Origin of the sequence: Pedobacter nyackensis, from assembly GCF_032678475.1 — a bacterium.
GTDB lineage: Bacteria > Bacteroidota > Bacteroidia > Sphingobacteriales > Sphingobacteriaceae > Pedobacter > Pedobacter nyackensis_A.
Map to the genome: position 1 here is coordinate 37,788 of NZ_JAVTSF010000010.1, position 15,914 is coordinate 53,701.

Sequence of the window (15,914 nt, forward strand, 5' to 3'; positions counted from 1 at the left end):
GCTTATATAATTTACTTCGTAATTTTTATTAATGTGGCATCGCCAGGTGGCAGTAAAATTTCTGCTGCATCTCCGGCCGACTTAGATTGATGGGTAAACAGGTCTTCCAGCTGATATCCCTTAAAGGTTTTTAATCCCAGGGCAGCAGCTTTGACCACAAACTTTTTTTCCTGATTTCCATAATTAAAGACAGCCAGGTACTGCGTTTTGCCAGATTGTTTGATAAACATTTCTGAGGCTTCTTTATCCCCTTCAACCGGTGTAAAGGCTTTTCCATCTTTAATTATGGCTAATAATGCCTGATTTTGAAACAGCTCTGCTGCTCGACCGGACCATTGTCCTGTTGTTGAAAAGTCATCTCCAACTATCAAAGTTCCGGTAACAATTGCAGACAGTGTCCGTGCCTTGTTGGCCCCCATACTTTCCGTTCCAAGCACTACGTGGTCTGCATCTACATAATCATATAAATGGGTTTGCCACCAGCCGTAAGTCAACCCATTTAATGTGTATTTTGTATCATTTATAGATTTAAAGGCATCGCAGGCGATTCTTCTTACGTGAATGTATCTACCGGAAGCCATAGTTGGAGATATAGCTGCATACACTAACATTTTATCGTCTAACTGTTTAAGCAAATAAGTCATACCCAACTCATAAGCCTGCATTCCCGTGCTGATTTTCGGATCATAAAACTGGTTTGACTCTATCGCTGCATGTCCGAGGAAATCAATTTTGATCATCTCAAATCCGCATTCCTTCATCTTTCCTATAACTAATGCAATCCTTTGTTGCGTGCCCGGATGTGTTGGGTCCAATGCCCTCGCCCCATCAAGATCATGGTAACCTGCTCCTACTTTAGTCCACAAATCGGCGTACTTGTAATTTCCACCTTCCACCCTCCTGTCGCCACCTGCTTTAAAACCCCAATCAGTAAATGGTGCCCAGTAAATTCCCGGCTTTAAACCGCGTTTTTTAACATAATCGGCAAATTCCTTTAGCTTTGAATAATCTCCTTCCAATCCGCCTTTAAGCATATTGTCCCAGTAGGAATCCAAATCAATATAAACCGTCCCCTCATTTCTAAAAGTTTTTAAACTATCGGCAAAGAAATCGGTGACTTTAACAATTTTATCGAAGGATATTTTCTCCTGCATAGCTCCCCAACTATTCCACCCAATAGGAGTTGGTTGCGTCCATTTAAATACAATTGGTGGTTCTGCAATTCTGTTTGCCTTCGCATAAAGGTCCATACCGGTTCTCCAATCCTCAAACAGACCGTAAAAAATCTTCGGAGATTTTACGATATTTCCTTTTAAGACGCCATGAGGAATTCCATCTCTGGTTATATCCTTGTTAATAAAGCCAGCTTGTACAACGATAGTGGTGTTACCCTCTGTATCAATCCCTGATGTAACGCCTGTTTTCCATACCCTATGGTTTATTGATCCCGAAATTATTCCTTTGAACGATTTGTTGTCATAAACCACACCTGCTTCTGCACTGATCTGCTGCTCACTTTTTTTCAACAGCTTTGAGTTGTAACTGATAAAGGTGTCGTTATCGAAAGGGATAAATACACTTCTGATCTCCATGTTTTCATTCAAAACGGGAAGCAAGCCTTGAGCAGGAATCATTTCATTACTACTTACACTAACCCCTGAAATCTCAATTTCAACCAAAAAATAAGGGAGGTGGTCGTAGGTGTAGAATATTTGCTTCATATCAGGTTTACCCGGTCCGGTAAGGTCAATGATGTGCTTTATACCTTTTCCAAATTGATCTGAAATCTTAACACTGGAATAATTCCTTCGTGCATAGTCTTTCGAATTATAGGCCTCGTTATTTTCTTTAAAACTTGAGAACCCGTTTTTTAAGATCTCATCGGCGTTTAAATAAGCATTAAAAGTTCCGGAATTCAGGTCGTATATGATTTTCCCAGACCTACCAAATTTAAAAGTAATGGCATTGGCGTGGTTCAGGAAAAAGACCAGGAATAACAAACAAGAAAGTAATTTAATTTTTGTCATTTTTATTGTTTCATTTGTGGTGTGTTGCGCGTTACCTGTTGTGTGTTATTTGTTGCGTGCGTTGTGCTTTTAGAGTTCCCCCTCCGACTACAGACGCTGAGCTACGATTTCTTTTAACTCGCCATTTACTTTAACTTTTACTTTTTGTGGTTTTGGCGATGCGATACGATAGTTAACAATTTTACCATCCTTCCAGGTCATGTCTACCGTAAAATTACCCCTTGCCTTAAAACCCTTAATATTTCCATAGCTTTTCCAGGCATCAGGTATTGCTGGCAACAGCTCGATAAAACCATCATGGCTTTGCAAAAGCATTTCTGCAATACCAGCAGTGGAACCAAAATTACCATCAATTTGAAATGGAGGACCGGCAGACAACATGTTGGGATATACGCCTCCTCCAGCACCATAATTGATATCTGTTCTTAATGTTGGTTTTAAAATCTCTTTCAACAATTTAAAAGCACGGTTTCCATCCTGCAACCTTGCCCAGAATAACAGTTTATAAGCGATAGTCCAGCTAGGTCCGTCATCTCCCCTAACCTCTAGTGTTTTCTTTGCGGCTTCAGCCAGTTCAGGTGTAGAAAATGGCGTAATTTGCGATGCAGGATACAGACCATATAAATGTGAGATATGTCTATGTTCAGGATCGGTCTCTTTGTAATCTTCCAACCATTCCTGAATACGACCGTCTTTACTTATTTGGCCAACAGGTGGTACAGATTTTAATTTCTCTTGCAGCTCAGCACTAAATTCAGCATCAATGTTTAATAATTTTGAAGCCTTGATTACATTTCCAAATAACTCCCGTACAATTTGATTGTCAATTGTTGGTCCCATAGAAATGCTTGCTGTTTTCCCATTAGGCAGATAGAACGTATTTTCAGGAGATACCGAAGGTGAGGTAACCAACCAACCTGTTTTTGGATCTTTAATCTGGGCACTTTTGTAAAATTCAGCTGATCCTTTTAGTATAGGATAAATACTTTTCAGGTATTTTAAATCCTGACTAAACTCAAAATGTTCCCAAAGATTGTTGCATAACCATCCGGATCCCGCGTTCGAAGCACCCCATGAGGCACTTTCTCCAGGCTCTGTAAAGCCCCATACATTTGTGATTACATGCGCAATCCAACCATCTGCATTATAATACGCTTTTGCTGTTCTTTCTCCTGGCTTAACCAGGCCTCTTACCAGTTCCGACAAAGGCAAATTCAGTTCAGAAAGATTGGCTACCTCAACTGCCCAGTGGTTCATTTGTACATTTACGTCCAGGTGATAATCACCATTCCATGGCGTATGTATTTCTTTAGCCCATAATCCCTGTAAGTTTGGTGGCAGCAATCCTACCCTTGTACTGCTGATGCTTAAATACCTGCCAAACTGAAAAAATAGTGGAGCTAGAGAAGGGTCATTATCAAAATTTTTATAGAACCCATCTAACCTTAAATTGGTAGGAAGTTTTGCCGATGCACCTTCCCCCATGTCGATACTAACGCGTTTAAATAGTTTTCCAAAGTTCGCGATATGCTTGCTTTTCTGCAATTCGTAAGGCTTTTTAACCGCTGCTGCAAGCACCTGTTTTGTTTTTTCAATAAAAGGAAAATCTCTAAAATTTGTTGCTGCAGCAATATAAATAACAATCTCGGTAGCATCTTTAACCACCAGTGAATTGTTCTCAGCCTTAAGTGTACCGCCCTTTAGTTTTGCATTAACCCTGGTCAAATATTGCATTCCTTGACCGTCAGTCCCATTATCCAGCTGTCCAGACATCTGCAATTCATTGCCTTCAGTTTTTACAGCAAATTTTTCAGGTCTGCTTAGCATGATCTTGCAATTAAGCTGTCCAGGTTGATCAGCAGTGATACGAATCACGCTTACATCATCGTCAAAACTGGTAAAGTACTCCCTTTTATAGTTTACACCATTTACGTTGAAGCTGCTAGTGGCTATAGCTCGTTCCAACGACAATTCCCGGTGGTATTGCTTTACTTCAGGTTGGCCAGAATTGATTCCTTTGTAATTAAATTCCAGTTCCAATGCCCCAAGGGTTTGATATTTACCCCACTGTGCACCACCTGAACCTGGGCCTTTACAAACAAAATCTTTGTTTACCAGATCCTGAGCTTCATCATTTTTTCCTTCCAGAATAAGTTGTCTTATTTTAGGTAAGCTTTTATAAGCATCATAGTTATTGGCATCCTGAGGACCGCCAGACCACAATGTAATGTCGTTAAGCACTATTTTTTCTTTTGATACACCTCCATCAGGGGTCATTCCCAATCGTCCATTCCCAAGCGGAAGCGTTTCTTCCCACATTTTTGCAGGTTCATTATACCATAATCTTAGTTTCTGTTGTGCGTACATCTGGTTCGCACAAAACATTAAAATCAACGTAAAAATATTTTTCAAAAGTTTAATAGGCATTATTGTTTATGGATTAATTATTAAAAAATTCGTTACTAACAGTTTATATTTTTTTCACTCTTACGTCTTTAAAGACCCCGTCTACCTTAATTTTAACAGTTGATGTTTTTGGGGCAGTTAAATTATAGCTGGTGATTTTACCATTCTCCCATTTAAAGCTTACTGTAATATTTCCTCTGGTTTTTAAACCTTTAACTTCGCCATAACTTTTCCATTGATTAGGGATAGCAGGTAAAAACTCGATAAAACCTTCATGACTTTGCAAAAGCATCTCGGCCACACCAGCGGTATACCCAAAGTTTCCATCAATTTGAAAAGGAGGATGCGCACAAAGTAGATTTGAATAAATACCTCCACCGTGATCATAATCAACTCCATCGCCACCAACCAGCGTGATAAAGTTTTTTAAGATCTTATAGGCATGGTATCCATCATGTAATCTAGCCCAAAAGTTCATTTTCCAGGCCATAGACCAACCCGTAGATTCATCGCCTCTGGCAGTTAGACTAACCTCTGCAGCCTTAGCCAATTCAGGTGTTTTGGTAATGCTAATTTGTTTGCCCGGATGTAATGCGTATAAATGCGAAACATGTCTGTGTTTATCATTCGGTTCGTCCTTATCCTCTTCCCATTCCTGTAGCTGTCCCCATTTACCAATTTTAGGTTTCAAAAGACCGTCCCTAAGTTTTGCAATGTGATTGCGATAGTCCTTATCAATGTTTAAAGAATCTGCAGCCTCAATATAATTGGAAAACAAATCATATACAATTTGTTGATCGTGACTTACGCCATCTTCCCTTGGGCCATGCTCTGGCGACCAGCCATTGGGTGCTACAATTACCCCATCAGGTCTACGTTTTAAATGATCATCCCAAAATTCAGAGATCTCTTTTAAAATGGGATAAGCAAATTCCTTTAAATATGATTTATCCTGGTTAAAAGCATAATGGTCCCAAAGTGCCTGAGCATACCATGCACTTCCAGGTGTATTCCATAAAAAACTTTCGCCGCCAAAAATGTTGTTTTCTGTTTTTACCGTCCAACCACGCACTCCAGGATATTCCTTTTGGGTGTTTTCTTTTTTAACTTCACGCATGCTGTTTATATAATCCAGGTATGGAATATTGCTCTCAGCTAAATTAGTCGGTTCTGCCAGCCAGTAATTCATCTGAACATTGATATTTGAATGGTAATCTGAGCGCCATGGTGGATTGTTCGTATTGTTCCATATACCTTGTAAATTAGCAGGCAAACCACCCTTTCTGGAAGAGCTGATCAGCAAATACCTACCATACTGAAACAAGGTGTTTTCTAAACCGCTATCTTCATTTTTCTTATAATTAATGATTCGCTGAGCGGTCGGAACTTCTACTCTGGAATCGTTTTTTCCAATTTGTAAAGTAACACGGTTAAATAGACTTTGATAATCTTTAATGTGATTATTTTTTAGTTGCTCATACTTTTTTTGTGTAGCGTTTCCTAAATTTCTATTGACAATAAGTTCTGGATTTTCGCCTTTCCAGCGTTTCGATCTTTGATTAACATAATCAGTTGCAGCAGACAAATACAAAGTAAAAGTATTTGCTTTCAACAAGTGTATCTGACTGTTACCTTCTGCATCTTTATCAATGGTTAAGGTACCTCCATCATGTTTTATTTGTAATGTTGAAGCGTACTTCAACCCGTTATCCAACACTCCTGTTATGGATAATTGATTAGGTTTTCCTTGCGTTTTACTAGCGTGCGCATCTTTTAGCTTAATGGTTATTGAGTACGCATTTTTTGCTTTTGATGTATAGTTAAAAACCATAACCTGATCCGGATAACTAGAGAAATATTCTCTGGTATACGGGAGATTATCATATTGATAATTAACCTGATGAAGTGCATTATTTAAGTTTAAAATCCGCTTATACTGAGTTGCTTTAGCTGGCTCAATATTTTTGAATTTAATATAGATATCACCAAATGCCTGATAAGAGCCAGTCTCCTGTTCATCACCAGTCCACAAACTACTTTCGTTAAATTGAATATGTTCTTCCTCTACCCCGCCAAAAACCATTGCCCCCAACTTTCCATTACCAATTGGATATGCTTGAGTCATCCAGTCTTTAGCTGGCTTGTCGTCCCAAATTCTTAAATTGTTATTGATCTGTGCTTGTGAAGAAGCACAGATCAATAACAAAACAAAAAATAAATTCCGCACTTTTCCTTTTATAATCATAGTCATTTAATATAACAGTTAAAAATCCACCATGCCAAATTATGATTTAAAGCATGGTGGAGATAAACCAAGGAACTCAACTATCTGTTATAATTGTTTACTCCAAAAAGTAAGCTCACTCATGTTAGCCGTCGAATTGCTCCCACTAGCTTCAGTTATTCGAATTCGGATATATCTAACTGGTGGCGCATTATCTATCAAGTTAAATTTCATTGCTACTTTTCCCTCATCTGTTCGGATCACTTCTTTCAACAAAGTCCAACCTTTACTAATTGATTCTGCTTTCCAACCTGCTTCACTAGCATCTAAAGTAGTTTCTGCATTAGTCAGATCATTGATACCCCAGACTTCAAACTTGAGTGGATTGCCACAGCAGTCTCTTCCTGTTTCTTCTAAAACAGATAACCGTTCGTAAATCTTGCCCATGTCAAAAGTAAATACCTGAGGAATTTTACTACCATCAGCAGAGTGGAAAATATTTGGATAACCTTGAGGACCTACAGTCCCATCCCAAAGCTTCCTAACCGGGCACTCATCACCGTTATAAATTTTCACATCTTTTGGTAAATAAACTTCAGCAAATTTAGATTTATCACATTGTTCTAAAGCGTAAATGGTTGGATAGGTAGAATAAGCCGGGACCGTAAAAATATCTAAGGAATTTCTTTCAGGCATATAAGAAGAAAGATATTGCACCTCAGTTCCACGTTTATAATTAGGGAGTACAATACTGTTATTTTCAGGAGAAAGAGTCTTTTCAACTATACTTCCGGAAACATCAGTATACTTAATAAGTGTACCTACGTTTACGGTATCGGGTGTATTAAAATTAAGTGTAACAGATCCGTCGGAATTGAAAATATAAGGATCATCCGCATCATAGGCTCTGTTTAATAAACCGTTTTTATAAATATCCCCATAAACCTTCACACCATTTATTTCCTTTGGAACTGACCTATTCCCTTTGCTATCATAAGAATAGATCGTAAAGGAATACACAAACTCCTCAAGGTTCGGGATAGTTACAAAAACGCTATCTGTTTTGCCATTAATTGCTACAACCTGAGAGTCTACCTTATTATTCCAATAAATCACATACTTTACGATACTCGGATCGGAGCTCGATTTCCATTTTAGCTGTGTCTTCAAATTTCCTGTTCTGGTTAGTACGTCAGCCACACTACCGGTATAAACAACCTCATGACCATCAAAAAATTCCCGAAAATCGGTTTGTTGCTTTTCGCAGCCCGCTACAATAACGAACAGAAAAAGACCAATAAAAATTATAAGATTTTTCATCTTTATATAATTTGATATTTAGTTCAATTGATATTTTTATTCAGGTATTCCATACGGAGTAATCTCCATAAGATGGGCAGCAGCTTCATTTCCCCATACGGTTGCTACAGCTAACCTTAAATACTTAACTGAAGGAGCGGCAAAAGGTACTTTAAAACTTACTCCCTTTTTTACAAAATCCTCATCCGCTGAGTTACTTGCACTAGGAAGGTTACCCGATGGTGGATCTGGAAAACGGAAATTCCCTAAATTCACCCAATTTCCTATCACAGCACCTTCAGCTGCTCTTACAGGAAGTTTAATATCATCCGGAGTGGATGAGTTGGTGCCCCATAAAGAAAATTCCTTTGGATTTGCGAATTTATAGGTGTAACGTTCTCCGGTTCTTTGGTATACAACAAACCTGCTCAGTTTATAAGTTTTGCCAATGCCAAAACTCACGGAATACGGCAGTGGTACCCCATACGCAGTATGCCAGCCATTTCCATCTAATTTTCCGTCCCATAGATAAGGTCTCTGCCAATCATAGTCTATTTTGCTATCTGTACTCAGATCCAACACATTAAACTTAGTTTTATCCATCGTTTCTTCATATAAAGGAATAAGTGGCTTTTGCAGTGTATCTGAAATATTGCCCCATTTATCTGTAACATACACACCAAACTGACGTTCAACAGAAGCAAATCCCGTAACTGAATAATTAATACTGGCATCCTTGGTAAAGCGCTGATCCTCAATCTCCATCGACTGGGTATTGCTATTATAACTCATAACCACAATCCCGATTTGCTTCTTTAACGGATTCTCGGCGGTTACACTTATACCACCAAAATCAGGATCTAACTTTACTGATGGTCTTACACCAAGATAAACAGGTGTTAACGGATTAACTGTCACAGTTATAGGATCGGACATTACATTTGCCCTTGAAACCGTATATAAGGTTACTTCATAAGGCTTTTGTTTTGCAAACCCATCAACAACAACAGTGTCCTGATAATAGGAAGATTTAGTTTCCCTATCCGTATTCTCGTTGATTTTATACTTAGCCAGCACATATAAAATATTTGGGGAATTAGGAAGATCATAAGTAATATTCGCTCCTCCATTAAAATTATCGACTTTGATATTATTAACAGGTAACGGCTTTGTTTTGTCTTCGGAAATAATGGTATTGAAACCATTATTTTTCTTGCATGCTGTGATACCGGCTATCAGTATAATCAGGCAAGGCAAGATGTATTTTTTTATATTCATGATCATATATCTTTATATAGGACTACCAAAAAGGGTTTTGAACTAAATTTGGGTTTACCGCCAGGTTATCTGCCTTAATAGGCCATAAATAATCCTTGGTGTTAAACACTGGAACAAATAAATTACGCGGACGATAGTAATTCACTGCCTGATCATCATAAATGCTCCATCCCTGCATCGGTTTAGCCATTACTGTTTGTAATTCTTTCCATCTACGTAAATCCCATCCAGGCATACATTCGAAAGCAAGTTCAATTCTTCTTTCCTGATGAATGATTTGACGAAGACCGGCCTGAGTGGTATATTTTGAAGGATTTGTAGAAAGCTGAGCACTCCATGCATCGGTGACCGAGGGAATTTTCGCTCTTTTTCTTACTTCATCAATATAAGGTAATACCTCTGTGTAATTTTTCCCTTGTTCGTTCAGTGCTTCTGCATACAGTAAATAAAGATCTGAAAGTCTCATTAAAGGGAAATGGAAATTTTCATAAGTAAACCGGTCACTATAAACACTTAGGTAATTCACCAGTTTTTTTGGCCAGTATCCCGAAATATTCGTATGCCCTTGATCTTTAGGACCTGCATAACTTACGGTACCTCTCGCCTGCACATAACTCGCATTTGCAGGATCTGACAATTGACCATTTCCATACCAAACACCACCGTCAAATGCAATAGAAGCATAAAATCTGGATTCACGTTTAAAGTGGGCCTTTACCGTTTCATAACCGTTATGGATATAGTACTGATCTTCAGAGGTTCCCGTTTTTAAAGTATATCTATTTCTATAATCCCAGGTTTTATCTTCATCTATTGGCAGTCCGTTATTCGTATAAAACAATTCCTGTTGAGCAATTGGTACAGCAAAAAAGCCCTGGGCACTAGCTAAATTTAAGGCAGCCGCAGCTGTTAAACGTGGCATAAATCTTTCTTGTCTTCCAAATCCGAAATTAGGTGCCATACCCCATATCAGTTCTTTATTTAATTCCCATTTTTCAGTAATAGCTGTTTGAAACGTTAAAACATCTACTAATTCCTGAGGAAGATTACCAGGCATATTAGCTGTTGGCACAAAAGTGTGTAACCTTAAACCGCCAGCCAAACAGGCATTCAAGGCTACCGAACAGGCTTCTGCAGCACGATCCCACTTCTTAGGATCTTTTTCAGCACTAAATAATACCTGCCCGTCTTTATTGGTAAACCCAGCATAATCGGGATTTCCATTAAATAAAGGACTTGCAGCAGTTACCAGGATTTGAGCTTTTACAGACCGGGAAATGAGCCCGGTTATTCTACCTAGTTCCTGCGCCTGATTTTGAATTTGATTAGGCAAATCAGGAGTAGCTTCATCAAGTAAACGAACCATGTAGTTTACTACTGAATCTACAGGGTTTCTTTTTACCCTTGTTTCTTCAATAGAACTATTAATAGGTAAGTTAACGTCTGTAATCGGAATCGGGCCATACATTCTGAACAAATAAAAATGGTAGTAAGCCTTTAAAAACTTAACTTCCGCAATCCATCTTTTCTTCTCCGATTCCCCCAGGTCTATGGGTTTGTCGATGTTTTCCAGCATGGTATTACAGCGTCTTATGGCTTGAAACATTGCCTGTCCACCCTCATTACCATCCCAATAGTTCAATCCCGGGGTAGCACTTGTCTGTGTACCTCTCATCATATTAAAGCCTACGGGATTGATACTCTGCGTATCGTCTATTTCCTTTGGCCCCGGGAATACCAATTCTCCAGAGGTAGCAAATCCTGCATCCATCCAGGGCTCTTGTAACCGTTGTAAAGTAGCATAACAACCAAACAAATAATTTTCTGCTTCATTACGGTTTCTAAAAGCATAATCTATTGTACCAACGTTATCAGGTGTAACGTTAAGGTACTTTTTACATGATGTTAAGGACAATGCCAGAACAACAGCGTATAAAAATTTTGAATATAATGACTTCATGTCTTTATCCTTTATAAGTAACTATAAACTAACATTTATTCCGAGGTTATATACCTTTTGCAAAGGGTATGAAAATCCATTACCACCTATTTCCGGATCCCACATGGTGAAAGGACTCCAGGTAATCAAATTGAGTCCGCTAAAATAGACTCTTAGATTTTTAAGTTTAATCTTACTTACCAAATTGCGTGGAAGGGTATAACCTAATTCGAGAGACTTCATTCTCAGAAAACTGCCGTCACGTAACCACCAAGAACTATCTTGACGGTTATTTTCTATGATTCCACCAGTTGTACCAAGTCTTGGATACAACGCGTATAAATTTTGATTGTCTTCCGACCAATGGTCGTCTGCATATTGCTTAATTACTTGTGTATTGCCTGGTAACCAGGAATCAGGACTTTTGACAAACGGACTCGTTCTAGCTGGATCAATCATAAAAGAAACACCAGCTTGTCCTTGAAAAAATACGTTTAGATCAAAATTCTTATATCCGGTAGACATCCCAAACCCATATACAATCTGAGGCACAGTCGGATTTCCAAACCAGGTCCGATCTTTACCATCTATCACTCCATCTCCATTTAAATCCCGATATTTAATATCACCACCCATTGGCGGCACACCGTTGGTGCTGAATATTTGTTTTGGTGAGTTTCTCGCTTCACTATCATCTACAAATAAGCGTTCAGCTATATAGCCGTAGTTTCTGTAAAGCGACACCCCATTATGAAGGCGGTACTTATCTTCAAAATCAGGTTCTTCGAATTGAGTAAATTTATTTTCTGAGAAAGTAAAGTTGGCCATTGAAGCAATCCAGAAATCTTTGTTAAAATTATGTTTTCCGTCAAGGGAGAACTCGATTCCCTGAGACTCTACTTTTCCTATATTTGCAGATATGCCAGATTCTAATCCCATTGTACTTGGAATATCCTTTCTTTCCTGCAAAATATCAGATTTATAATTTTTATAAACCTCTGTAGTGAACCTAAAATTCTTAAGAAGTGTCAATTCCAGTCCTAAGTTAATTTGTTTAGACACTTCCCAGGTTACATCTCTATTCTCATAATTATTAATAGTCACACCATTATGCGAGTACCCCAGATTTGTTCCAAATGAAGCGGAATTCCCCCCGTTTAAATTAACATCTGATAAATAAAAGAACCTTCTGTCGCTAATAGCATCATTACCAACAAGACCGTAGCTTGCTCTCAACTTCATTCTGTCTATTACATTAGCCAGGTTTCCATAAAACTTCTCACCTGATACAATCCATGAAGCCCCAACAGTTGGGAAGAAACCAAATCTGTGGTTTTCAGAGAAACGCTCAGATCCGTTATAGCCGAAGTTGAATTCCAGAAAATAACGACTTTTATAAGCGTAAGTTGCACGCCCTGACACCCCTAAATTCCTAAATGGCAACGAATTGAACAATGAATTTGCATTTGCATTTAAAAGCTGTTGCTGAGTTCCGATCAAAGCAGCACTCACATTATGATTCTCGTTAAGATCAGCCGAATAATCTAGTACGCCTTGCAGATAAAGGAAGGTATTTAGCGTACTTGCGCCCGCATAATAATTTAAATACTCCCTTGCCTGATCCGGCCTATTGTTAATCCAGTTTAACGTATATTGATTTGAAGCTTTATCATATGACTTAACGTTATAAAAATAAGGTGCATAAGCCAATTGAGATTCAAACCTTGCATACCTGTTTGTACTGAAAATCCCTTTAAAATTTAACCCTTTAGTAAGAAAATCTAACTTCTGGCTCAATTCTAACTGCGCAAGCATTCTTGATTCAGAAAATCTTCTGTTCCCCCTAAGCAGAGCCGCATAAGGATTGATGTTTCTCACATCTGTTGAAGAAGTAGGTGGAGTAGTCCCATCTGGCAAAACGGTGGCATCTGTATTGTTACCAAAAAGAATATGCTGTACACCTGCATTAGCTGCATCCGGCTCGTAAAAAGCAGGAAAATCAACCGGACTGGTATGTGTTGCAATATTATAAAGGTCTGTCGCGAATGATGGGTCGTTAGTCATTGGGCCCACATATTCATTAAAATTACCAGATAAACGAACTATTAGCTCGGTAGTATTGGTAAGGTCAATATTAACATTTGAACGCAACTGATAGTTTTTGAACCGGACGTTATTGTTGTTGTTATTTCTAATGTCGGTCTTTAAAATTCCATTGTCATTTGAATAAGAACCTGCTATGTAATAACGGGCTACTCCCCCTCCTCCTGAGATATTCAGGTTAGCTCTTTCTGTACTGGTACGCTTTTTAAATAGCATATCCATCCAGTTTACAGCGGGATAAACAAAATGATTACTACCCGGGGCACCATCTAGAGTTGCCTGGGTATTCATTATTTTATTCGGCGTATAAAGAGCTCCGGGTGAGTTTCTGGTTGTTATCGCTTCATTATAGAGCTTCATGTAGGTAATTGGATCTGCAAGTTCCAGCGATTTAACAGCTTCTGATGATGAACCTTCCAGTCTCACAGTAATCTGGGCTTTTCCTATTTTCCCCTCTTTGGTTTTAACAAGGATAACACCATTCCCTCCCCTTGCACCATACAAAGCCGTTGCACTTGCATCTTTTAGAATCGAAAAGCTTTCAATATCGTCAACCTGTAACCTTGCAAGGTCAGAAGAAGTCATTTCAACATTGTCGATCAGGATTAAAGGATCTTTTCTGTAGCCGAATGTAGTTACCCCTCTGATAAAGAAATTAGAATTATCCTGACCTGGTTGGCCGCTAGGCTGGAAAGCAATGACACCTGCAATTTTACCTGCCATTGCACCGGTAAGATTACTTGAAGGAACCTTAAGCTCACCGGGTCTGACAGAAGTTACAGAACCAACAATTGCCTCCTTACGTTGTTTCTGCCCCATCGCTGTAATTACAACTTCCTCAGCTTGAATGTTACTTTCCAGCAACTTGATATTAATCAAGCTGTTATCAGCAGTAACCGTTACCCTTTGTTCTATATACCCCACATAAGAAAAACGTAGTACAACACCAGGTTCTACATCAAGTACAAACCTTCCGTTATTATCTGTTTGGGTGCCTTGTTTTGGTCCACTAACGGCTGCGACAACAACACCAGGCAGCGGCAATCCTGCTTCATCGGTCACTTTACCTGTAATTGTTTTTTTGTTTCCTGTTTGAGATAAGGCCTCCGGAACATTTAAAGTAGTTAAGGAGAGTATTAATAAACAGCTAAGTACAGGTATATAGCTTAACTTTTTAGGTACTAAAATGCGCCTGTAAAACCAGTAAAAATCTTTCATCAATTATTAAGTTTTAAAGTAAATGAGTTTTATACGGATTAAACTCTAAATGTGATAATTTAACCAAATGCGAAAATTGTATGACGACAATAAACCATTCAGGAAGAATTACACTTAAATAACCGATGATAATTAATTTGTGGTGTGGGCCTATTAGATCCCATGGATGCTAACATTTTCATAATTTATATTTGGTTGGTTCGTTTGTTTGATCAGCAGTTGTACTATACTACACTATCCTACTACCAAAAGTATGAAAATATTTTATAATCCAAAATTTATTTTTCAGAGAACTTTATTTAACACGAATTATTTTTTGGCGAAATCTATTGAATAGAAGACAATGAAAATCAACACAGTAAGATTTCCTTACAAGGAATTCCGTCTAATAAGTTTATTTTCCATAATATGTTTAATGGGTTTTCTTGACAATACAAACTCTCCTGCCATCTCACCCATTTTGGCAAAATCAATAGAAAAAGTAGTTATACCATCAAAAATTATTTCCTTTACATTATCATCGTTATGAGATAATATACCCAAATCCTTCCCTGGTTTCAACCCTTTAGTTTTAGAGTCTTTAAGAATTTCCCATAGTTCGAGATTATGAATTGTAAAGTATACCTTATTTGGTTCTATACTTCCAGATTCATATTTGCTTTTTATTACACCATTAACGTTGTAATCTTTGATAAAACGCTGAAACGAATCTAGTACGTCATTTGGCTCTGCAGATTGTTGCTTAAAAAAGAACACAAATTCATCAAACTCTTTAATGCTATCTACAAGTTCAACGAAGGCCCTATAAGATGACTGTTTAAATTCTTGTACGATATAGGAATGATCTTCATTTAAATTCAATTGTCTGTCAACAATTAACAGCTTATTCATAGGAAACTGCTCTATCAAAGGCACAGCTTCAGGAAGATCAATGGGTGCTATAACATACATACCGTATTTACCCTTGATATTATTTATCGTATTTTCAAATACGGCGAAATTATTATGGTGAAAGAAAACATCTAATTGAATATTTTCACCCAATTTGTTTCTAAAACTCTGATGAAAGGTCTCCTGAAAGGTGTCAAACGCATACAACAATAAACACACTCTTAAATGCTGCTCAGTATCTTCTGTTGCTACAAAATATCCCTTTCTATTTTTTGATTCGATAATACCCCTGTTCACCAGCTCCTTATAAGCCTTTGAGATGGTTTCACGCGCAAACCCCATCTCCTTTATCATTACATTCACAGAAGGTAATGCATCTCCCCTAACCAATATCTTTTGATCTAATGCATTTATAATCCCCTGAATGAGCTGTTCATGTTTCGAAAAGGTAGATACCTCCTCTAAAACTTTAATTTCGTTAATTAATTGACGTAACTTCATGCAGAAAAGCGATAAACAAGCTAAGGTT

The 15,914-nt window shown here is 38.1% G+C and carries 8 protein-coding genes; all 8 read right to left on the minus strand.

Annotation, left to right across the window (positions count from 1 at the left end; genetic code table 11):
* Positions 1–11: 11 nt before the first annotated feature.
* On the minus strand, positions 12–2,027 hold the full coding sequence (locus R2Q84_RS24010) for an alpha-galactosidase (protein WP_316819148.1): 2,016 nt from the start codon (positions 2,025–2,027) through the stop codon (positions 12–14).
* An 87-nt stretch (positions 2,028–2,114) separates the two neighbouring features.
* Positions 2,115–4,454: a glycoside hydrolase family 95 protein gene (locus R2Q84_RS24015; protein WP_316819149.1), complete on the minus strand. Its 2,340-nt coding sequence runs from the start codon at positions 4,452–4,454 to the stop codon at positions 2,115–2,117.
* Between the two features lie 43 nt (positions 4,455–4,497).
* Positions 4,498–6,684 carry a glycoside hydrolase family 95 protein gene (locus R2Q84_RS24020; protein WP_316819150.1) on the minus strand — a complete coding sequence of 729 codons (2,187 nt, stop codon included), beginning with the start codon at positions 6,682–6,684 and terminating at the stop codon, positions 4,498–4,500.
* Between the two features lie 81 nt (positions 6,685–6,765).
* Positions 6,766–7,977 (minus strand): DUF4998 domain-containing protein, encoded by a 1,212-nt coding sequence (locus tag R2Q84_RS24025; protein ID WP_316819151.1) that lies wholly within the window; start codon positions 7,975–7,977, stop codon positions 6,766–6,768.
* Between the two features lie 36 nt (positions 7,978–8,013).
* Positions 8,014–9,234 (minus strand): DUF4959 domain-containing protein, encoded by a 1,221-nt coding sequence (locus R2Q84_RS24030; RefSeq protein WP_316819152.1) that lies wholly within the window; start codon positions 9,232–9,234, stop codon positions 8,014–8,016.
* Positions 9,235–9,256: 22 nt separating this feature from the next.
* Complete coding sequence (locus tag R2Q84_RS24035; protein WP_316819153.1) at positions 9,257–11,194, minus strand: RagB/SusD family nutrient uptake outer membrane protein; 1,938 nt, start codon at positions 11,192–11,194, stop codon at positions 9,257–9,259.
* Positions 11,195–11,215: 21 nt separating this feature from the next.
* Positions 11,216–14,494 carry a TonB-dependent receptor gene (locus R2Q84_RS24040; protein WP_316819154.1) on the minus strand — a complete coding sequence of 1,093 codons (3,279 nt, stop codon included), beginning with the start codon at positions 14,492–14,494 and terminating at the stop codon, positions 11,216–11,218.
* Positions 14,495–14,863: 369 nt separating this feature from the next.
* On the minus strand, positions 14,864–15,886 hold the full coding sequence (locus R2Q84_RS24045) for a GntR family transcriptional regulator (RefSeq protein ID WP_316819155.1): 1,023 nt from the start codon (positions 15,884–15,886) through the stop codon (positions 14,864–14,866).
* Between the last annotated feature and the right edge of the window lie 28 nt (positions 15,887–15,914).